Source organism: Pseudomonas azerbaijanorientalis (genome assembly GCF_019139795.1).
Classification (GTDB): Bacteria; Pseudomonadota; Gammaproteobacteria; order Pseudomonadales; family Pseudomonadaceae; genus Aquipseudomonas; species Aquipseudomonas laurylsulfatiphila.
In genome coordinates this window covers 1,869,002-1,887,794 of record NZ_CP077078.1, presented here as the reverse complement: position 1 = coordinate 1,887,794, position 18,793 = coordinate 1,869,002, and the positions used below count along the sequence as shown (strand labels likewise).

General features: G+C 60.9%; 18 protein-coding genes. 12 read left to right on the top strand and 6 right to left on the bottom strand.

Translation table 11 applies throughout. From position 1 onward, the window contains the following. The first annotated feature begins 144 nt into the window (after positions 1–144). On the top strand, positions 145–693 hold the full coding sequence (locus KSS91_RS08340; protein ID WP_102700836.1) for an RNA polymerase factor sigma-70: 549 nt from the start codon (positions 145–147) through the stop codon (positions 691–693). Between the two features lie 96 nt (positions 694–789). On the opposite strand, the gene KSS91_RS08335 is transcribed toward KSS91_RS08340, so the two are convergent. The 3 genes from KSS91_RS08335 to KSS91_RS08325 form a co-directional block, all read right to left on the bottom strand. Further along, positions 790–1,803, bottom strand: coding sequence for a GNAT family N-acetyltransferase (locus KSS91_RS08335; RefSeq protein ID WP_217837576.1), 1,014 nt, complete (start codon positions 1,801–1,803; stop codon positions 790–792). Between the two features lie 76 nt (positions 1,804–1,879). Further along, on the bottom strand, positions 1,880–2,638 hold the full coding sequence (locus KSS91_RS08330; protein WP_225923725.1) for a substrate-binding periplasmic protein: 759 nt from the start codon (positions 2,636–2,638) through the stop codon (positions 1,880–1,882). Between the two features lie 156 nt (positions 2,639–2,794). Continuing rightward, entirely contained in the window at positions 2,795–3,418 is a 624-nt protein-coding gene (locus tag KSS91_RS08325) for a TetR/AcrR family transcriptional regulator (protein WP_217837574.1), read from the bottom strand. A gap of 177 nt (positions 3,419–3,595) precedes the next feature. Here KSS91_RS08325 and KSS91_RS08320 point away from each other — a divergent pair, with 177 nt between their 5' ends. From KSS91_RS08320 to ppnP, 8 genes are all read left to right on the top strand, one after another. Next, positions 3,596–5,398, top strand: coding sequence for an acyclic terpene utilization AtuA family protein (locus KSS91_RS08320; protein WP_217837573.1), 1,803 nt, complete (start codon positions 3,596–3,598; stop codon positions 5,396–5,398). Between the two features lie 12 nt (positions 5,399–5,410). Continuing rightward, positions 5,411–6,280 carry an SDR family oxidoreductase gene (locus KSS91_RS08315; protein WP_015094075.1) on the top strand — a complete coding sequence of 290 codons (870 nt, stop codon included), beginning with the start codon at positions 5,411–5,413 and terminating at the stop codon, positions 6,278–6,280. A 3-nt stretch (positions 6,281–6,283) separates the two neighbouring features. After that, complete coding sequence (gene atuC / locus KSS91_RS08310; protein ID WP_217837572.1) at positions 6,284–7,900, top strand: geranyl-CoA carboxylase subunit beta; 1,617 nt, start codon at positions 6,284–6,286, stop codon at positions 7,898–7,900. Between the two features lie 24 nt (positions 7,901–7,924). Further along, positions 7,925–9,082: a citronellyl-CoA dehydrogenase gene (gene atuD / locus KSS91_RS08305; RefSeq protein WP_015094073.1), complete on the top strand. Its 1,158-nt coding sequence runs from the start codon at positions 7,925–7,927 to the stop codon at positions 9,080–9,082. Further along, positions 9,079–9,876 carry an enoyl-CoA hydratase/isomerase family protein gene (locus KSS91_RS08300; protein WP_217837571.1) on the top strand — a complete coding sequence of 266 codons (798 nt, stop codon included), beginning with the start codon at positions 9,079–9,081 and terminating at the stop codon, positions 9,874–9,876. Before atuD ends, KSS91_RS08300 begins: the two co-directional genes overlap by 4 nt. 110 nt (positions 9,877–9,986) lie before the next feature. Then, the gene (locus tag KSS91_RS08295; RefSeq protein WP_217837570.1) at positions 9,987–11,948 is read left to right on the top strand and encodes an acetyl/propionyl/methylcrotonyl-CoA carboxylase subunit alpha; all 1,962 of its coding nucleotides are present in this window, start codon (positions 9,987–9,989) and stop codon (positions 11,946–11,948) included. 71 nt (positions 11,949–12,019) lie between these two features. Then, the gene (locus KSS91_RS08290; protein WP_126050036.1) at positions 12,020–12,562 is read left to right on the top strand and encodes a 3'-5' exonuclease; all 543 of its coding nucleotides are present in this window, start codon (positions 12,020–12,022) and stop codon (positions 12,560–12,562) included. 69 nt (positions 12,563–12,631) lie between these two features. After that, on the top strand, positions 12,632–12,916 hold the full coding sequence (gene ppnP, locus KSS91_RS08285) for a pyrimidine/purine nucleoside phosphorylase (protein WP_007940055.1): 285 nt from the start codon (positions 12,632–12,634) through the stop codon (positions 12,914–12,916). 84 nt (positions 12,917–13,000) lie between these two features. Here ppnP and KSS91_RS08280 read toward each other — a convergent pair whose 3' ends face one another. After that, a complete protein-coding gene (locus tag KSS91_RS08280) occupies positions 13,001–13,807 on the bottom strand; it encodes an MOSC domain-containing protein (RefSeq protein WP_217837569.1) in 807 nt (268 codons plus the stop codon). Positions 13,808–13,995: 188 nt separating this feature from the next. Continuing rightward, positions 13,996–14,931, bottom strand: coding sequence for a chemotaxis protein CheV (locus KSS91_RS08275; protein WP_007973464.1), 936 nt, complete (start codon positions 14,929–14,931; stop codon positions 13,996–13,998). Between the two features lie 449 nt (positions 14,932–15,380). Here KSS91_RS08275 and KSS91_RS08270 point away from each other — a divergent pair, with 449 nt between their 5' ends. From KSS91_RS08270 to KSS91_RS08260, 3 genes are all read left to right on the top strand, one after another. Further along, positions 15,381–15,851: a hypothetical protein gene (locus KSS91_RS08270; RefSeq protein ID WP_217837568.1), complete on the top strand. Its 471-nt coding sequence runs from the start codon at positions 15,381–15,383 to the stop codon at positions 15,849–15,851. Positions 15,852–16,321: 470 nt separating this feature from the next. Beyond that, positions 16,322–17,215 (top strand): sensor histidine kinase, encoded by an 894-nt coding sequence (locus tag KSS91_RS08265; RefSeq protein WP_217838376.1) that lies wholly within the window; start codon positions 16,322–16,324, stop codon positions 17,213–17,215. Then, complete coding sequence (locus KSS91_RS08260; protein ID WP_217837567.1) at positions 17,212–17,871, top strand: response regulator; 660 nt, start codon at positions 17,212–17,214, stop codon at positions 17,869–17,871. The genes KSS91_RS08265 and KSS91_RS08260 overlap by 4 nt, the downstream gene beginning before the upstream one ends. On the opposite strand, the gene yegS is transcribed toward KSS91_RS08260, so the two are convergent. Then, entirely contained in the window at positions 17,855–18,772 is a 918-nt protein-coding gene (gene yegS / locus KSS91_RS08255; RefSeq protein WP_217837566.1) for a lipid kinase YegS, read from the bottom strand. The two genes, KSS91_RS08260 and yegS, sit on opposite strands and share 17 nt — an antisense overlap. Positions 18,773–18,793 lie beyond the last annotated feature (21 nt).

Sequence of the window (18,793 nt, the reverse complement as noted above, 5' to 3'; positions counted from 1 at the left end):
TCGCACTCTGCACCTTTGGTGCGCAGTAATTCTTTTTCTCATTTGACAATCATTATCATTAAGCCTAATTTGTCGCTCGATTGTGCAGGACGGCCCCCCGGTTTATCCCCGTCCCACTAACCTTTTGGCAGCAAGGTGATTTCCATGATGGAACCAGTATCCACAAGCAGGTGCGATACACCGCTACTTCAGGCATTCGTCGATAATCGACTGATTCTGGTGAAGATTGCAGCCCGTATTACCGGTTGCCGCTCACGTGCCGAAGATGTTGTGCAGGACGCGTTCTTCCGGTTGCAATCGGCCCCGCCCATCACCAGTTCGATCAAGGCCCAGCTCAGCTACCTGTTCCAGATCGTGCGCAACCTGGCGATCGACCACTACCGCAAGCAGGCGCTGGAGCAGAAGTATTCCGGCCCTGAAGAGGAAGGGCTGAATGTGGTGATCCAGGGTGCGTCACCGGAAACTTCGCACATCAATTTCTCGACGCTGGAGCACATTGCCGATGCGTTGACCGAGTTGCCGAGCCGCACCCGCTACGCCTTCGAGATGTATCGCCTGCACGGCGTACCGCAGAAAGACATCGCCAAGGAACTCGGCGTCTCGCCGACCCTGGTGAACTTCATGATTCGCGATGCGCTGGTGCACTGCCGCAAGGTGTCGGGGAATCGGGCGGATAGCTTTTCCCATCGTTGAATTCGTGTTGTCCGCTCTAAAAGATCGCAGCCTTCGGCAGCTCCTACATGGAATTGCGTTCCCCCTGTAGGAGCTGCCGAAGGCTGCGATCTTTTTTCAAGCCAGACTGCACCGATCGAAAAACCGCTCCCGCCCCAATACCATCAAGGCCGCGCGCTTGTGCGGGAAGTCGAACTCCTTATCGCAGTGAAAGCACTGGTTGTGCATGTACCCGATCATCTTCGCGTTATCGGCACGCGGCTCGGCCACCACGCGCTGCGTGCGCGGATCATCGAGAAACAGGTAATGCACCAGCGCCGATAACCAGCTCGCCACCTTGTGCGGACCGCGATGATTTTCCTCCCCCACCAGCATGTGAATGCCACGGTCGTAATCGCCGGCATCATAGAAGGGTGCGATGCGATCCTCCTTGGCCCAGTAGGCTTCGAAGTAAGCGAACGGCTGATCGTCGAAACACCCGATCAGCGTCAGGGTGTGAGGATCGGCCTCGAGTTTGCTCAGGTATCGGCGATGCTGTTCGAGGCTGCCCTCCTCCTGCCAGAAGCTGGCGACGCGCGGACTGTTCTGCCAACGGTTGAAACGCGCCAGGTCTTGCTCGATTTCCAGGGTACGCAGGGAAACCCAGGCGCCCAGCCGCGCATCGAATCGTCGATACACCTCACCCCGGGGTTTCACCGCTCGCAGCGGATGACGCTTGCCGCCAGTCATGACCATTTGCTGTGGGTAGCTGCCGGTCATGGAATGCCGCAGCCATGGCTGCGGCAACTGCCAGAACAAGGTGCGCTCGCAGCAATACTGGCCGTTGACAGAAGTCGGAATCAGCAAACCACTGAGCACAGCCTCATTCGGCACGTCCTGCAGTTGCCAGACCAGGCGCTGACAGTCGGGGTCGCGGGCGAACAGCCAGTAACAGGCCGCCCATATCGCTTGCCCTTCGGAGTGACCGAAGCGCTCCAGCAATTGCACGTGCAACTCGGGGCCACGATTGAGCCGCAGAGTGAGCAACGGCTGCCCTTCCAGGCTGAGGCTCAGGTGGCCTTGCGTTTCATCAGCGGCAAGACGACTGCCGGTCGGCAGGCACAGGGCAGTCAGGTCATTCAGATTGGACATGGGGGCGGGCTCACGATAATCGTCGACAGTTCAACGAGGTGACGTCAGCCACGGCGGGAAATTTAGGAAAAGAACGTCAATTGACGACTTGAGGTGGCGGTTCTTTGTGCGGGACCGGCACCACCGCAATCTTGTACGGATCGAAAATCTTCAGCATCTGGCCACCGTCCCGCAAGCCTTGCAACAATTTGCCGAAGACCTCGCCGCTGATGGGGGCCGCCGGGCGCAGGATGGCGTAATGGTGATAGACCTGATCGATACGATCGGACGCCAACAACTTCTCGGCGACTTTCGGATTGCGCAAAAAATAGTCGTTCAGGTAAGAGCGCGTGACCAGGGCGATGTCGGCGCGATCGCGTAACACCATCAGCAGATTGCTGTCATGGGAATAGGTCAGCGTGGCGTTGTAGTTTTTTTGCAGGTACTGGGGCTCGGCATTGAAGTTGGCGAACTCGTAGTGATAACCGCTGAAGAGTGCCAGGCGCTTGCCGCTCAGGTCGGCAAAATAGCTTTGCTGCCGATCAGGCAGGCGTTGCGCGACAAAAATCTCGGCGTCTTCCAGCCCCATGTCGACGGCGGTATGGGGAATGTCTTCCCAGCCCCAGGCCGGATTTTCGAAGATGGCCATGTCGACCCGGCCCTGCTTCAAGTCACCGAAACGCCGTGGAATGGACGTGGGCACCAGGACAAACTGATAGTCAGTTTGCGCAGCGTTCAGGGCCTCGACCAGCTGCGGCAGCAACCCGGTATCGGCCCCGGATTCCGGGCGCACGGTGTAGGGCGGAAAATGCGCGGCACCAATGCGCACCAGTTGCGCAGCCTGGGATGGCAGCATCGTTAACGCCGCAAGCGTCGCGAGCAAAAGCTGCGAAGCTGTCCGAATTGGCGACCCCCTCAAAACAAGCTCACTCCCCAATAAAACGGCATCAATGACTTCAAGCTAGGCGTTTTCGTCAAGTTAGCCAGTTTAATGCTGGCCAATACAAGTTTATTACCGGTCTTCCAGCACCAGAATCAACGCTTCATCGGCCAACTGATCAAGACTCATGCTACCGCCGGCGCGAAACCAGGTGGTGGTCCAGGACAATGCGCCGGTCAGGAAGCGGCGGGTAATGAACACATCGCCGCGGATAAACCCGGCGGTCTTGGCTTCGCCCAGTACTTGCAGCCAGATGTCTTCGTAGATTTCGCGCAGCGCCAGGACCTTGGCCTGGCCTTCTTCGGACAGCGAGCGCCATTCGTAGACCAGCACGGCCATGGCCTCGCCGCTGCCCCCCATGATCGACTGCAATTCACAGCGGATCAGCGCCAGCACCCGTTCGCGCACATTGCCGGCCTCGGCGATGGCCGCACGCATCAACGCGGTGTTGTAGCGGATGGTTTCCTCCATCACGGCGCGCAGGATTTCGTCCTTGCTTTTGAAATGGTGGAAGATACTCCCGGACTGAATGCCCACGGCACCGGCCAGATCGCGCACGGTCGTGCGCTCATAGCCTTTATTGCGGAACAGGTGGGCCGCCACTTGCAGCAGCTTGCCACGGGCGCTGTCCGGGTCGGTCAATTGGCCGTCGTCCACCAATTCACGCATGACCCTCAGGGCTTTTTGCTCGTCCACCCGTTCTCTCCTACAGTCGATCAATCAATAACGCCGATCCCCCCGAAAACAGCGGGGTTGCGCGGGCAATTTAAGCTCCTGGATGCAACCAAGCAAGCGCTTGGCAGAAGATAACCCAGTCATTTACAAACCAAGCGCTTGCTTGGTAATGTCGACGCACTTGGGTTGGAGGTGGCTATGGAACGGACTGCGCCAAAATCAATTCGCATCGGTTGCGCCAGCGCGTTCTGGGGCGATACCTCGACCGCTGCCGCGCAACTGGTGGAACACGGGCATCTGGACTATCTGGTCTTCGATTACCTGGCCGAAATCACCCTGTCGATCATGGCCGGCGCACGGATGAAAGATCCCCAGGCCGGGTATGCGGGCGATTTCATCGAAGTGCTCGCGCCCTTGCTGCCGCAGCTCGCACAGCACAACATCCGGGTCATCAGCAATGCTGGCGGGGTCAACCCACAAGCCTGCGCCGCCGCCCTGCAAGCGGCCTGCGACAAGGCTGGGGTGGCGTTGAAGATCGCCGTGCTGCTGGGTGATGACCTGCAACCGCAACTCAAACAGCTGGGCAGCCAAGGCATTCATGAAATGTTCAGCGGTGCGCCCCTGCCATCGAGGTGCGTCTCGACCAATGCCTACCTCGGCGCACCCGGCATCGTCGAAGCCCTGCGTCTGGGCGCGGACATCGTGATCACTGGGCGCGTGGTCGACAGTGCGGTAGTCAGCGCCGCGCTTGTGCATGAGTTCGGCTGGTCGTGGCACGACTACGACAAGCTCGCCCAGGCCGCATTGGCCGGGCACATCATCGAATGTGGCGCCCAGTGCACGGGCGGCAACTTCACCGATTGGCGCGACGTGCCCGACTACGAACACATCGGTTTTCCCATCGTTGAAGTCAGCGCCGACAGCCAGTTCATCGTCAGCAAACCGCAAGGTACCGGCGGGCTGGTCACGCCACTGACGGTGGGTGAACAGATGCTCTATGAAATCGGCGATCCGCGCGCGTATCTGCTGCCCGACGTGGTGTGCGACTTCACTCAGGTCAAACTGCTGCAACAAGGCAAGAACGCGGTGCAGGTGCACGGCGCCAAAGGCCTGCCGCCGACGACTCAATACAAGGTCAGTGCCACGTATCCCGATGGTTTTCGCTGTACCGCCAGTTGCCTGATTGCCGGCATCGATGCCGTCGACAAGGCGCGGCGAGTCAGCGCGGCGATCATCAACAAGACCTCGGAAATGTTCAGCCAGCGCGGCTGGGCGCCGTACAGCGAGGTGAATATCGAGTTGCTGGGCAGCGAGGCTACCTATGGCCCTCACGGCCAGCGGCAGGACAGCCGCGAAGTGGTGATCAAACTCGCGGTGCGCCATCCGGACAAGCAGGCCTTGATCGTGTTCTCCCGGGAGATTGCCCAGGCTGCCACCGGCATGGCGCCGGGGCTGACCGGCATTGTCGGTGGCCGGCCGACGGTGTATCCGCTGATCCGACTGTTCTCGTTCCTCATCGACAAAACCGCCTGCACGCTGGACATTGATTTCATGGGCCGGCGCCACCCCTGTGCCCTGCCCGCCCTCGATACGCTCGACCCGCTGGACCTGCCAGTCCCGCTCGCTGCGCCGAAGCCGACCGGCCAGGCCGACGCCAGCGTGGCCCTGGTCAAGTTGGCGGTCGCCCGCTCCGGCGACAAGGGCAACCACAGCAACATCGGCGTCATGGCCCGCGAGCCCGAATTCCTGCCATGGATCGCTGAGGCCCTGACCCCTGAAGTGATCGTCGACTGGATGGGGCACGTCCTCGATCCCATCCACGGGCGGGTCGAACGCTGGTACTTGCCCGCCAGCCACAGCCTGAATTTCCTGCTGGAAAACGCCCTCGGCGGCGGCGGTGTCGCCAGCCTGCGCATCGACCCGCAAGGCAAAGCCTTCGCCCAGCAACTGCTGGAAATCCAGATCCCGGTGCCGCAGCGCATCGCCGACCAGTTCAACTAGAGGATTGTCGCCATGGCCTACGATTCGATTTTCAAAGCCGATTTGTTTGCCGGCCAAAACATCATCGTCACCGGTGGCGGCAGCGGCATCGGCCGCTGCACCGCCCACGAACTGGCGGCCCTCGGCGCCCATGTGCTGCTGGTCGGACGCAAGGCCGACAAGCTCAAAACCGTTGCAGCGGAAATCGCCGAAGACGGCGGCAAGGCCGACTGGGCCGTTTGCGATATCCGCGAGGAAGAAGCGGTGACGCATCTGGTCAGCGAACTGATTCGCAAGCACGGCCCGATCCATGGCCTGGTCAACAATGCCGGCGGGCAGTACCCGTCGCCCTTGGCCTCGATCAACCAGAAGGGTTTCGAAACCGTGATGCGCACCAATCTGGTGGGCGGCTTCCTGATGGCCCGGGAAGTGTTCAACCAATCCATGAGCAAGCACGGCGGCGCCATCGTCAACATGCTCGCCGACATGTGGGGCGGCATGCCCGGCATGGGCCACTCCGGCGCGGCACGTTCGGGCATGGACAACCTGACCAAGACCGCCGCGTACGAATGGGGTCATGCCGGCGTGCGGGTCAACGCCGTGGCGCCGGGCTGGGTTGCCTCCAGCGGCATGGACACCTACGAAGGCGCCTTCAAGGCCGTGATCCCGACCCTGCGCGAACACGTACCGCTCAAGCGCATCGGCACCGAATCGGAAGTCAGCGCGGCGATCGTTTTCCTGCTCAGCCCGGCAGCGGCGTTCGTCAGCGGCAGCACCCTGCGCATCGACGGCGCCGCCAGCCTCGGCGGACGCGCCTGGCCGATCCACAAAGCGACCAACAGCGAGTCGTACAACGGTTTCCACCGCGCCTACATACCCGATGTGTTGAAGGACAAGGAATAACCCATGCCGGTGATTCAGTCGCAACTCGATCCCCACAGCGAGCCGTTCGCCCAGAACCGTACGGCAATGCTGAGCGCCATCGAACAAGTCCGCGTGCTCGAACAGAATCTGCTGGACAAGGCCGCCGAAGCCAAACCCAGGTTTGAAAAACGCGGTCAGTTATTGCCCCGCGAGCGCCTCAATCTGCTGCTCGACCCCGGCGCGCCGTTTCTCGAACTGGCGAGCCTGGCCGGCTACAAGCTGCACGACGACAAGGACGGCAGCTGCGCCGGTGGCGGTTTGATCGCCGGCATCGGCTACGTGTCTGGCGTGCGCGTGCTGGTGGTGGCGAACAACAGCGCGATCAGGGGCGGGACCATCTCCCCCAGCGGTTTGAAAAAATCCCTGCGCCTGCAACAGATCGCCATGGAAAACAAACTGCCGGTGATCACCCTCGCCGAAAGCGGCGGCGCCAATCTCAATTACGCGGCGGAGATTTTCGTCGAAGGCGCGCGCAGCTTTGCCAATCAAGCACGGATGTCGGCCATGGGTTTGCCGCAGGTGACTGTGGTGCACGGCTCGGCCACGGCGGGCGGTGCCTATCAGCCGGGGCTGTCGGATTACGTGGTGGTGGTGCGCGGCAAGGCCAAGCTGTTTCTCGCAGGTCCCCCACTGCTCAGGGCCGCCACCGGCGAAGTCGCGACCGATGAAGAACTGGGCGGCGCCGAGATGCACGCACAAACCGCCGGCACCGCCGAATACCTGGCTGAAAACGACGCCGACGGCGTGCGCCAGGTACGCGAGATCATCACCCTGCTGCCGTGGAACGAGCAGCTGCCCCAACCGCCCGAACGACGCTGGGAGGAGCCGCTGTACCCCATCGACGAACTGCTCGGCCTGATCCCGGATGACCCGAAAAAACCCTACGACGTACGCGAAATCATCGCCAGGCTTGCCGACGCTTCGAACTTTCTCGAGTTCAAGGGCGAGTTCGATCAGCAGACCGTCTGCGGTCACCTGAAAATTCAGGGACGCGCCTGTGGCTTCATCGGCAACAACGGCCCGATCACGCCCAAGGGCGCGAGCAAGGCTGCGCAATTCATTCAACTGTGCGACCAGAGCCAGACGCCGTTGCTGTTTTTCCACAACACCACCGGGTTCATGGTCGGCACCGAATCCGAACAGCAGGGCGTGATCAAACACGGCGCGAAAATGATTCAAGCGGTGGCCAACGCCCGAGTGCCGAAACTGACCATAGTCGTCGGCGGCTCCTACGGTGCCGGCAACTATGCAATGTGCGGACGCGGTCTCGACCCGCGCTTCATCTTCGCCTGGCCCAACAGCCGCACCGCCGTGATGGGCGGCGCGCAAGCGGGCAAGGTGCTGCGCATTGTCACCGAGGCGAAACAGGCCAAGGACGGCCTGGTGCCCGATCCGAAAATGCTCGACATGCTCGAACAGGTCACCGCGCAGAAACTCGACAGCCAGTCCACGGCGCTCTACGGCAGCGCCAATCTGTGGGACGACGGTTTGATCGACCCGCGCGATACCCGGACCTTGCTCGGTTACTTGCTGGACATTTGTCACGAGGCCCAGGTGCGGCCATTGCAAGCCAACAGTTTTGGCGTAGCCCGGCTCTAGGCCGGCTCAAGGAGAACAATAAAAATGATCTTCACCCAGGAACACGAAGCACTGCGCCGCACCGTACGCCAATTCGTAGAGCACGAAATCAACCCGCACGTCGAGGAATGGGAAAAGGCCGGGCGCTTCCCCATCCACGACATCTTCCGCAAGGCCGGTGATCTCGGCTTGCTGGGGATATCCAAACCGGAAAAATTCGGCGGCATGGGGCTCGACTACAGCTATTCGATCGTCGCCGCCGAAGAATTCGGCACCATTCATTGCGGCGGCATCCCGATGTCCATCGGCGTGCAGACCGACATGTGCACGCCGGCACTGGCCCGTTTCGGCTCCGATGAATTGCGCGAGGAATTCCTGCGCCCGGCCATCAGCGGCGAGCAGGTCGGCTGCATCGGTGTTTCCGAAGTCGGTGCCGGTTCCGACGTCGCCGGATTGAAAACCACCGCGCGCAAGGACGGCGACGACTATGTGATCAACGGCAGCAAGATGTGGATCACCAACTCGCCGAGCGCCGATTTCATCTGCCTGCTGGCCAACACCTCGGACGACAAGCCGCACATCAACAAGTCGCTGATCATGGTGCCGATGAATACGCCGGGCATCAGCTTGAGTTCGCACCTGGACAAGCTCGGCATGCGCAGCTCGGAAACCGCCCAGGTGTTCTTCGACAACGTGCGCGTGCCGCAGCGCAACCGCATCGGCCATGAAGGCGCGGGGTTCATGATGCAGATGCTGCAGTTCCAGGAAGAGCGCCTGTTCGGCGCGGCCAACATGATCAAGGGCCTGGAATATTGCGTCGACAGCACCATCGAATACTGCAAGGAGCGCAAAACCTTCGGCAATGCGCTGATCGACAATCAGGTCATCCACTTCCGTCTCGCTGAGCTGCAAACCGAGATCGAATGCCTGCGGGCGCTGGTCTATCAGGCCACCGAGCAATACGTCAAAGGCCAGGATGTCACGCGCCTGGCTTCGATGGCCAAGCTCAAGGCCGGGCGACTGGGCCGCGAAGTCAGCGACAGCTGCCTGCAGTATTGGGGTGGCATGGGCTTCATGTGGGACAACCCGGTGGCCCGCGCTTACCGCGACGTGCGGCTGGTGTCGATTGGCGGCGGCGCCGACGAAATCATGCTGGGGATCATCTGCAAGTTGATGGGCATCCTGCCGGGGAAAAAGAAATGAACAACCTGCCGGTTTGCCAGACCTTGCTGCTGGAACTGCACAACGGCGTGTTGCACGTCACCCTCAACCGCCCGGAATGCCGCAATGCGATGAGCTTGCAGATGGTCGCTGAGTTGCGCTCGGTGCTGGCGGCGGTACGCGATAAGCCAGGGGTTCGCGCGCTGGTGATCGGTGGCGTCGGCGGGCACTTCTGTGCTGGCGGCGACATCAAGGACATGGCCAACGCCCGCGCTCAGGGCCCCACTGCGCACCGGGACCTGAACCGGGTGTTCGGCGCACTGCTGCAAGAGGTGCAACACGCACCGCAAGTGGTGATCACGGTACTGCAAGGCGCGGTACTCGGCGGTGGTCTCGGCCTGGCCTGCGTCAGCGATATCGCCCTGGCTGATCACCAGGCGCAATTCGGCCTGCCAGAAACCAGCCTGGGTCTGCTGCCGGCGCAAATTGCGCCATTCGTGGTGCAACGCATCGGCTTGACCCAAGCCCGGCGCCTGGCCCTGACCGCGGCGCGTTTTGATGGCCACCAGGCACGGCGCATGGGGCTGGTGCACTTTGTCGAACATGATCCGCAGGCCCTGGCCGAGCGTCTCGATGAGGTGTTGGCCCATGTCTTGTGTTGTGCGCCGGGGGCGAATGCGGCGACCAAGAAACTCTTGCTGGCCAGTGCGGGTCAGCCGTCGGATGCCCTGCTCGATCAGGCAGCCGAATGGTTCAGCGAAGCGGTGACCGGGGCAGAAGGCGTCGAGGGAACGATGGCCTTCGTGCAAAAACGCAAACCGGGGTGGGCCTCCTGAAAAGCTTCGCTGGCAAGCCAGCTCCCACACTGGAATGCATTTCAAATGTGGGAGCGGGCTTGCTCGCGAAGAGGCCCGAACAAACACCGCAAAATCCAGAGAGCCAACCCATGCCCGGACTGAAAAAAATCCTCATCGCCAACCGCGGTGAAATCGCCTGCCGCATCCAGCGCACGGCCCAGGCGCTGGGCTATCGCACGGTTGCCGTGTTCAGCGACGCCGACGCCGATGCCTTGCACGTGCAGATGGCCGACGAGGCGGTCAACATCGGTCCGGCCGCGGTGCACCAGTCTTATTTGAACATCCCGGCCATTCTCGACGCCGCCCGGCGCACGGGCGCGGATGCGATCCATCCGGGCTACGGTTTCCTCTCGGAAAACGCCGGGTTTGCCCGCGCTTGCCAGGATGCCGGCATCACCTTCATCGGCCCCAGCCCCGAGGCCATCGAATTGATGGGTAGCAAGCGCCTGTCGAAGATCGCCATGATCGAAGCCGGTGTGCCCTGCATCAAAGGCTATCAAGGCGCCGAACAGGACGACGCCACCCTGAGCCGCGAAGCCGAGCGCATCGGCTATCCGTTGATGATCAAGGCCAGTGCTGGCGGCGGTGGACGCGGCATGCGCCTGGTGCACGAAGCCGGCAACCTGCTGGAACAGATTCGCACTGCACGCTCCGAAGCCCTGAACGGATTTGGCAGCGGCGAACTGATTCTCGAACAGGCACTGATCGAACCCCGTCATGTCGAGGTTCAGCTGTTCGGTGACCGGCAAGGCAACCTGATTTACCTCGGCGAGCGCGACTGTTCGGTACAGCGCCGGCATCAAAAAGTCATCGAGGAAGCACCCTGCCCGGTGATGACCCCTGAACTGCGCCAGGCCATGGGCGAAGCGGCGCTCAAGGCCGGCCGGGCAGTGCATTACGTCGGCGCGGGCACCGTGGAGTTTCTGCTGGATGCCCGCGGGCAATTCTATTTCCTGGAGATGAACACCCGACTGCAAGTCGAGCACCCGGTGACCGAATTGATCACCGGGCTGGACCTGGTGGCCTGGCAACTCAACATTGCCGAAGGGCAACCGCTGCCCTTGCGCCAGGAGCAGGTGCAACTCACGGGCCACGCCATGGAAGTGCGCCTGTATGCCGAAGACCCGGCCCAGGGTTTCCTGCCGCAAACCGGTCGCGTCGTGGCCTGGGAACCGGGATTGCAGGACGGCGTGCGGATCGACCACGGCCTGATCGAAGGTCAGCTCATCAGCCCCTTCTACGACCCGATGCTCGGCAAGCTCATTGCCCACGGCGCCACCCGCGAGGAGGCCCGGCGCAAATTGCTGCGGGCGGTACAGGACAGCGTGCTGCTGGGCGTGCAAAGCAATCAGCGTTTACTCGCCAGTCTGCTGGAGCACCCGCAGTTCGCCAGCGGTGACTTCAGTACCGGGTTCATCGCGCAGCACTTTGCCGACCCTGCCTGTCTGCAGTCCCATGCCCCGGACGCGCAACACCTGGCCATCGCCACCGCCCTCTTCTACCAGGCGTCGGCACAGGCTCATCCAGCCCCGCTGGGCGGTTGGCGCAACAATGCCAGCGTGCCCCTGCACTATCGCATCAGCCTTGAGGATCAGGACTGGGTGGTGACGTTGCAGGCGATCCCGGGTGAACCATTGCGCATTCAGGTCGCCGAACGCAGCATCGATCTGAAGATCCTCCACTGCGACGGGCGCCGGGCCACCCTCGAAATCGATGGCATCCGCCAGCGCCACGCCTATCGCCTGGAGGCAGGGCAACTCTGGCTGTTTACCCGGCCGGGCAGCTTGCAGTTTGCCGATCGCACTCAGGCGCAGGTTTCCAGCCGGGCCAGTGTCAGTTGCGGCACCCTCAAGGCCCCGATGGACGGTGCGATTGTCGACGTCCTGGTCAATGAAGGCAGCCCGGTCACCAAGGGCCAGCTGCTGGTGGTACTGGAAGCGATGAAAATGGAGCACCCCTTGAAATCAGGCATCGACGGTGTCCTGAAACGCTTGCAAGTCAAAGTCGGGGATCAGGTGAAAAACCGGCAGATACTGTTGGAGGTCGAATAAGGCGCTAGGCGGAACCGCCGGGTTTGGCTACGCTCAAAGCCTATCAGGACGCGGATACCAGGAACCCTGCAATGCCTCATTGGCTGGTCATTGATCTGGAGGCCACCACCGATGAGGGTGGATGGCCCGTAACGGATATGGAAATCATTGAAATCGGCGCCACCCTGGTGGACCGCAAGGGACGCGAACTGGACCAGTTCCAGCGCTTCGTCCGCCCCTTGCGGCGGCCGTTGCTGACGCCGTTTTGCCGCGAGCTGACGCACATCACCCAAGCCAACATCGATGCGGCGCAACCGCTGGGCGAAGTCTGGCCGGCATTTGAGCGCTGGCTCGGCCAACACCACACGCGACTTGAAGGCTGGGCCAGTTGGGGCGACTACGATCGCAAACAGCTGCTTCAGGATTGGCAGCAACTGGGACTTGCCAGTGCCCTGGCCAACGTGCCCCACATGAACCTCAAACAGCGCTTTGCCAAGGCCAGGCGTCTGGAACGCCCGCTGGGGCTCAACGGCGCCCTGCAACTGGCCGGCCTGCAGTTCACCGGCCAGCAACACCGGGCGCTGGAAGATGCGCGCAATACCGCACGCCTGCTGCCACTGGTTCTTCCTCTTTAGACAGGTGACGACACTCGGGGCCTTGTGCATACTGGCCGGCCCTTTTTAGCCCTTTTCGAGGAATCGCCCATGTTTAAAGTCAACGAGTACTTCGACGGCACCGTCAAGTCGATCGCCTTTGGCACCGCAGAAGGTCCAGCGACCATCGGCGTCATGGCTCCGGGCGAATACGAATTCGGCACCAGCCAGCGTGAAATCATGCACGTGGTCAGTGGCGCATTGACCGTCAAACTGCCAGACAGCAGCGACTGGGAAACCTTCGCCGCCGGCAGCCAGTTCAACGTGCCGGCCAACAGCAAGTTCCAGCTCAAAGTGGCCGTCGACACCGCTTACCTGTGTGAATACCGCGGCTAAACCCGCAGGCTTTGCCGAAATAAAGGTCAGCGCAATAAAAATGCCCGTGTTTTTCGACACGGGCATTTTTTGTTCTGCGCAAAATTATTCGAGGATCTCCACCGGCATGCCGACTTCAAGTCGACCGTTGCCGTCGTTGACCAGGTTCTGGCCAAACATCGCGCCGTCCGCCTGCGAACGGTATTTCTGCAAGGTTGCCAGGGGTTCGCGGTCGTCGCTGCGCTCGCCGGTTTGCGGGTCGATGGTGGTCAGGATGCAGCGTGAGCAGGACTTGACCACGCGGAACTCGACATCGCCGATGCGGATACGCTTCCAGCCGTCCTCGGCGAAGGCTTCACTGCCTTCGATCACCAGGTTTGGCCGGAAACGCAGCATCTCCAACGGACGCCCGACCCGTTTCGACAAGTCCTCGAGGGAGGTCTGGCCAATCAGCAACAGCGGATAGCCATCGGCGAACGCCACCTGGTCGTGATCCTTGCCGTAGCCCGCCTCCGTCATCCGCGCCCGATCCAGCGGCACTTGCACCAGACGTGTCGGTTTACCAATAAATTCGCTGACCCAGGCTGCGGCTGCATCGCCTGCATCGGGGACCCGCAAGGTATCGCGCCAGATCGTCACGCCAAGCAGTTCTGCATCAAGGCCGGGCAAGGCTACGTCGATCGGCGAATGACCAGGCGCACTGAGGGTCAGGCCGCCTGCGGCATTCCACAACGCCGACAACTGGCTCATCTGCGCCACCGCACGCTGGGTCAGGAAACGACCGCTGGCTTCATCCACCAGCATCCAGCGGCGATCGCCGTCCAGACCGAGTTTATCGAGACCGATCCGTTGCAGCGTCTCGCCCCTCGCGGACTTCAACGGATAACGATACAGCGCGCTCAGACGCAACATGGCCAGCTCCCTCTTAGGCAAAACGCCACCCTATACGAGCTTGATGACTGAATCAAAGACTGAAAACCAAACACCGTAAACCCTGTGGGAGCGGGCTTGCTCGCGAAGGCGGAGTGTCAGTCGATCACTATGCCAACTGTCACTCCGCCTTCGCGAGCAAGCCCGCTCCCACAGTTGTGCAGACCCGCTCAGGCCGGTACTTCGTCAAGCATCAGGCGCTGACGCACCACGTCGACGAGTTTGTCCGGTTGGAATTTGGACAGGAAATTGTCGCAGCCGACCTTTTTCACCATCGAATCGTTGAAGCTGCCGGACAAAGAGGTATGCAGCACCACGTACAAGCCACGCAGGCGCGGGTCGTTGCGAATTTCAGTGGTCAGGCGATAGCCATCCATTTCCGGCATTTCCGCATCGGTGAAGACCATCAGCAGTTTTTCGGTCATGTCCACGCCGGTGTCGGCCCAGGCCTTGAGCATGTTCAAGGCCTTCAACCCGTCGCTGGCGATGTGCATCTTCACGCCCAGCTGTCCCAGGGTATCGCGCAATTGCGCCAGGGCCACGTTCGAGTCATCCACCAGCAGCACCTCTCGGCCACGGGCGCGTTCAAGTACCGGATCTTCGAGCTTGTCACGGGAGACCTTGGCGTTGTACGGGACGATTTCGGCCAGGACCTTTTCGACATCGATGATTTCCACCAGTTGATCATCGACCTTGCTGATTGCCGTCAGGTAGTGCTGGCGGCCGGCGCTGCTCGGGGGCGGCAGGATGGCTTCCCAGTTCATGTTGACGATCCGGTCCACGCCGCCGACCAGGAAGGCCTGAACCGAACGGTTGTATTCGGTGACGATAATCGTGCTGCCAGGCCCCGGCACCAGCGGGCGCATGCCGATGGCCTGGGACAGGTCGATCACCGGCAGGGTCTGGCCGCGCAGGTTGACCACGCCGCAGACAAAAGGATGGCGCTGCGGCATCAGCGTCAACTTTGGCAACTGCAGGACTTCCTGTACTTTGAAGACGTTGATCGCGAACAATTGCCGTCCGGCGAGGCGGAACATGAGAATTTCCAGGCGATTCTCACCCACCAGTTGCGTGCGTTGGTCTACCGTGTCGAGAATGCCGGCCATCAATGACTCCTGGTCTTGTTCGGATGAATTCACTTAGAGAAGGTTATCGGCTGTTTTTGCCGAAGCTTGACCCGCTCTAAAATGCCACGCACAGGCATTGATGTCACATTGGCATCATGCTTTACTGGCGCTGTGATTACATCTGCTGCACGTCTGCGCCGCGACCCCGGTTCTTGCGAAAGGTTCCGCTGCGTAAGGGATTCCCCTATCAACAATCAGGTGCAACCTGATATTCGCAATATCCAATAGCCATTAATGTGACGCCATTCTCATTGCATGAACGGAGTCAGGCTTTTGTGTGCGATCGCAAGCCAGTGGCCAACCACCCTCTCGTGTTCCCCAGCCTGCCGCCGTTCGTTCGCCCGACGACTCGGCAATGCCGGGGTTCCGACCGCCCTCGTCGACACACACGATATCCCCTCATTTGACATGACGTTGTGGAGATAAGTATGCCGAACGATCGTAAAGAGTGGGCCCAGCGGCTCCCGGAGTTTCTCGTCGAAGCTGAAACACTCCTGGCTAAAACCGAGGAATGCCTGAGCCATCTGCAGTTGATCAGCAATGACAAGGACGCCATCGACTGCATGCTCAGCACGCTGCTCAAGCTGGCCAACAAGGCCGATGCCCTGGCGCTGGCGGCCGTGTCTGAGTTTTCGCTGCATATTCATGGTTTGCTGAACCACGCACAGAACAACATGAGCCTGCACGACGAGGCGCTGAGCGCCCTGAAAGACTGTCTGACCCTGATTGCCTGGCAGCTCGAACTCATCGACCAGACCACCGGGCAACTCAGCCTCGACGACAGCGAGCAGGTCACCCTTATCGAAGCCTTTGCCTTTCAGGTCGGGCAAAGCCGGTTTCAGCCACCGGTCAATTCCAGGCCGCTCACCCTCGTGCCCTATTCGGAACGACGGGCTTGAACTAATCCAACTATGCCGTATGGCCTGGTTTGGTTATCAGTACCGCACTGTTAATTGAGTGCGCACATGTCGCAAATGAATATTTCATTGCTATAAGCGACATCCTTAAAACAACCACTATTGCCTATCGACAATTGCGCGCCAGCCTTGATCGGGTATTGCCCGGTATCAACAGCCCCCGGGCTATCGGCATTTTGCGATGGCGACAACCAACTTGTTCCATTATGGAAGCATTGTCGAAACGACTGGATTCCTGACTTTTCGGACATGCATACGGACGCGACCAACGGTATCTTAAGTGCTACTATGCCGCCTGTTAGTTGACGCCAATTAATGGCTGCGTGATCGCAGCCGGACACAGCTCACTGCAGTTCGCAGCTGAACTCGTCGGCGCTCCACATAAAAAACAGGGGCCTGTCAGCCAGCATGACCGGTCAGCCCGCAGCGAACATCCATTGGCTCCATCCGCTATGTACGCCAGCCTCAAGTCAATCGCCAAGTGGCCCCCCTCCCGGGAAAATGCTCGCAGATTCACGCTGTTGCTATGCGCCTGCTCGACCCTCGGCAGTTTGCTGGTCCATGGCTTGTCCATTGCGCTGCCCCTGTCATTGCTGCTGCTCAACATTGCGGCGCTGACCAGTGTTGTCGTGCAGTACTGCCTCTCGCGCAAATCGATCAAATTCGAGCCTCAGGAGCTGGCCGACCGGCTATTGCAAGTCCAGGAAAACGAGCGTCACCGACTGAGCCGCGAACTGCATGACGACATCGGTCAATTGCTGACCGCCGCAAAATTGCAAAGTGACTGGCTCAAACGCCGGATGCCCGAAGAGCTCCAGGGACAATGCACGGTCCTGTGCGACACACTGGAAGAAACCCTGGCCAAAGTTCGTGACGTATCCGCCATTCTCAATCCCCGGCAGTTGACCAGCCTCGGGCTGGAAGCCAGTCTGCGGGCACACCTGCTCAAGACCCTGGCCAACACCCCGGTGCACTGGAGCCTGGAATGCCAGCAGCGCCTGACCGGCATACCGGAGGAAATGGCCGTGGCGGCTTTTCGCATTACCCAGGAAGCGGTCACCAACATCCTGCGACATGCCCGGGCCAAGAACCTGCTGGTATGCCTGCAGCGCCTGCCCCAAGGCCTGAGATTGCAGATCAGCGATGATGGCCAGGGCTTCGCACCCGCAACAGACCCAGGTCGCGAAGGGCAACGCGGTATGGCCGGGATGTCGGAACGGATAGATCAACTGGGCGGCACGTTGACCGTTACCAGCGAGCCGGGCAAAGGCACTCAAATCGAAGCTCTATTTCCCTGGGCGCCCCGTGCGCTCGAACGGGCCAGTTCGAATAAGGTTATGCATTGACTTGTAACTTGCTACTGGTGGATGACCACTCGCTGATCAGGGCTGGCGTGCGCGCCCTGGTAATGGACCTGCCCGGCTACGCCGTCATCGGTGAGGCCAATGACGGCTCGCAGTTGCTCGAAATGGTCGGGCATCTGTCCCCGGATATTGTCCTGCTGGATATTTCGATGCGCCAGACCGGCGGCCTCGAAGCCTTGCAACAGCTCAAGCGGGTGCACCCGCAGAGCAAGGTGCTGATCCTGTCGATGCACACCGACCCGGCCCTCATCATGCAGGCTCTGGAGTCCGGAGCACACGGCTACCTGCTCAAGGACACCACGGCGACCGAACTCGAGCACGCGCTGGACGCCTTGCGCAACAACGAGCGCTATCTGAGCCCGGCCATTGCCCACACGGTGATCACCCAGGCCCTGATCCGAAATCAGAAGCACCAGCCCGAACCTGCCGACTCGCACAACCTGACGGCACGCCAGCTGGAAATCCTGCGGTTGATCGTTCGCGGCAAATCCACCCGAGAGATTGCCAACGGCCTGGGGTTGAGCGTCAAGACCGTCGAAACCCACCGTTCGCAGATCATGAAGCGTTTGCAGATCTACGATGTGGCCGGCCTGGTGCTGTTCGCCGTGCGTGAACAAATCATCAGCCTTGATGACTAGGCACTTCACTGGCCCGTAGCAGCGGCGAGTCTTCAGGCAAATGCACGCGCAACGCCGCCGGGCGGACCGAGAAACGCAGGTTATCCCCGACCAGCGGCTCACCATCAAGGTTGATGCAGAGCCCTTCCGAGGCCTTGATCTCGACCCATGGCAGGCGCACCCGGACAAACATGCTGTCGATGCCGAAACCTTCGGTCAGCAGGTTTTTCAATGTACCGACCACCTCCTGCGGTGCCGGCAGGATACTGATGTCCAGCAAACCATCATCGACCAGGGCCTGTGGGCACAATTCCCGCCCGCCACCGGCCTGCCGGCCATTGCCGATGCCCAGCGCCAGCAGATCGCCGCTCCAGTGGAAATCCGGTCCCTGCAATTCACCGTAGGCGGTATGCAGCTCATTGAAGCGTGACAGGCCGGTGAACAGGTAAGCAGCACCACCGAGGATTTTCTTCAACTCCTCCGAGGTGTTCGCCGTGACATGACTGCCAAACCCACCGGTCGCCATGTTCAGGAATATCTGCCCGTCGACCTCCCCCAGATCAATGGCGGTCGGCGCGGTATCAAGCAACGCAAGCGCCTGATCAGGCTGCAGGGGCACGCCTGCCGCACGCGCAAAATCGTTGGCGGTTCCCAGCGGCATCAGTATCAGGCTGGCTTTTTTCGAGTGCTCCGCCATGGCCTCGGCGATATCGCGCAAGGTGCCATCGCCGCCACCGGCGATGATGTGTCGATAACCGGCCGCCAACGCTTCGCCCACCAGTCTCTGCGCATCGCCGGCTTCCCAGGTCAATCGCACAGCCAGCTCCCAGCCTTGTTCACGACGGTTTTCGACGGCGGCGCGAACCGCCTCGTTGAGTGCCTGTTTGCCATGCAGAATCAACAGCGCCTTGCGATCGCTCATTACTTCACTCCCGTTTGAATG

Excerpts from the sequence above, each read along its gene's own strand:
- KSS91_RS08340 (WP_102700836.1), top strand. The coding sequence starts at position 145 with ATGATGGAACCAGTATCCACAAGCAGGTGCGATACACCGCTACTTCAG.
- KSS91_RS08265 (WP_217838376.1), top strand. The coding sequence starts at position 16,322 with ATGTACGCCAGCCTCAAGTCAATCGCCAAGTGGCCCCCCTCCCGGGAA.
- KSS91_RS08270 (WP_217837568.1), top strand. The coding sequence starts at position 15,381 with ATGCCGAACGATCGTAAAGAGTGGGCCCAGCGGCTCCCGGAGTTTCTC.
- KSS91_RS08315 (WP_015094075.1), top strand. The coding sequence starts at position 5,411 with ATGGCCTACGATTCGATTTTCAAAGCCGATTTGTTTGCCGGCCAAAAC.
- atuC (WP_217837572.1), top strand. The coding sequence starts at position 6,284 with ATGCCGGTGATTCAGTCGCAACTCGATCCCCACAGCGAGCCGTTCGCC.
- KSS91_RS08330 (WP_225923725.1), bottom strand. The coding sequence starts at position 2,638 with ATGCTGCCATCCCAGGCTGCGCAACTGGTGCGCATTGGTGCCGCGCAT.
- yegS (WP_217837566.1), bottom strand. The coding sequence starts at position 18,772 with ATGAGCGATCGCAAGGCGCTGTTGATTCTGCATGGCAAACAGGCACTC.
- KSS91_RS08335 (WP_217837576.1), bottom strand. The coding sequence starts at position 1,803 with ATGTCCAATCTGAATGACCTGACTGCCCTGTGCCTGCCGACCGGCAGT.
- KSS91_RS08290 (WP_126050036.1), top strand. The coding sequence starts at position 12,020 with ATGCCTCATTGGCTGGTCATTGATCTGGAGGCCACCACCGATGAGGGT.
- atuD (WP_015094073.1), top strand. The coding sequence starts at position 7,925 with ATGATCTTCACCCAGGAACACGAAGCACTGCGCCGCACCGTACGCCAA.
- KSS91_RS08300 (WP_217837571.1), top strand. The coding sequence starts at position 9,079 with ATGAACAACCTGCCGGTTTGCCAGACCTTGCTGCTGGAACTGCACAAC.
- ppnP (WP_007940055.1), top strand. The coding sequence starts at position 12,632 with ATGTTTAAAGTCAACGAGTACTTCGACGGCACCGTCAAGTCGATCGCC.
- KSS91_RS08320 (WP_217837573.1), top strand. The coding sequence starts at position 3,596 with ATGGAACGGACTGCGCCAAAATCAATTCGCATCGGTTGCGCCAGCGCG.
- KSS91_RS08295 (WP_217837570.1), top strand. The coding sequence starts at position 9,987 with ATGCCCGGACTGAAAAAAATCCTCATCGCCAACCGCGGTGAAATCGCC.
- KSS91_RS08280 (WP_217837569.1), bottom strand. The coding sequence starts at position 13,807 with ATGTTGCGTCTGAGCGCGCTGTATCGTTATCCGTTGAAGTCCGCGAGG.
- KSS91_RS08275 (WP_007973464.1), bottom strand. The coding sequence starts at position 14,931 with ATGGCCGGCATTCTCGACACGGTAGACCAACGCACGCAACTGGTGGGT.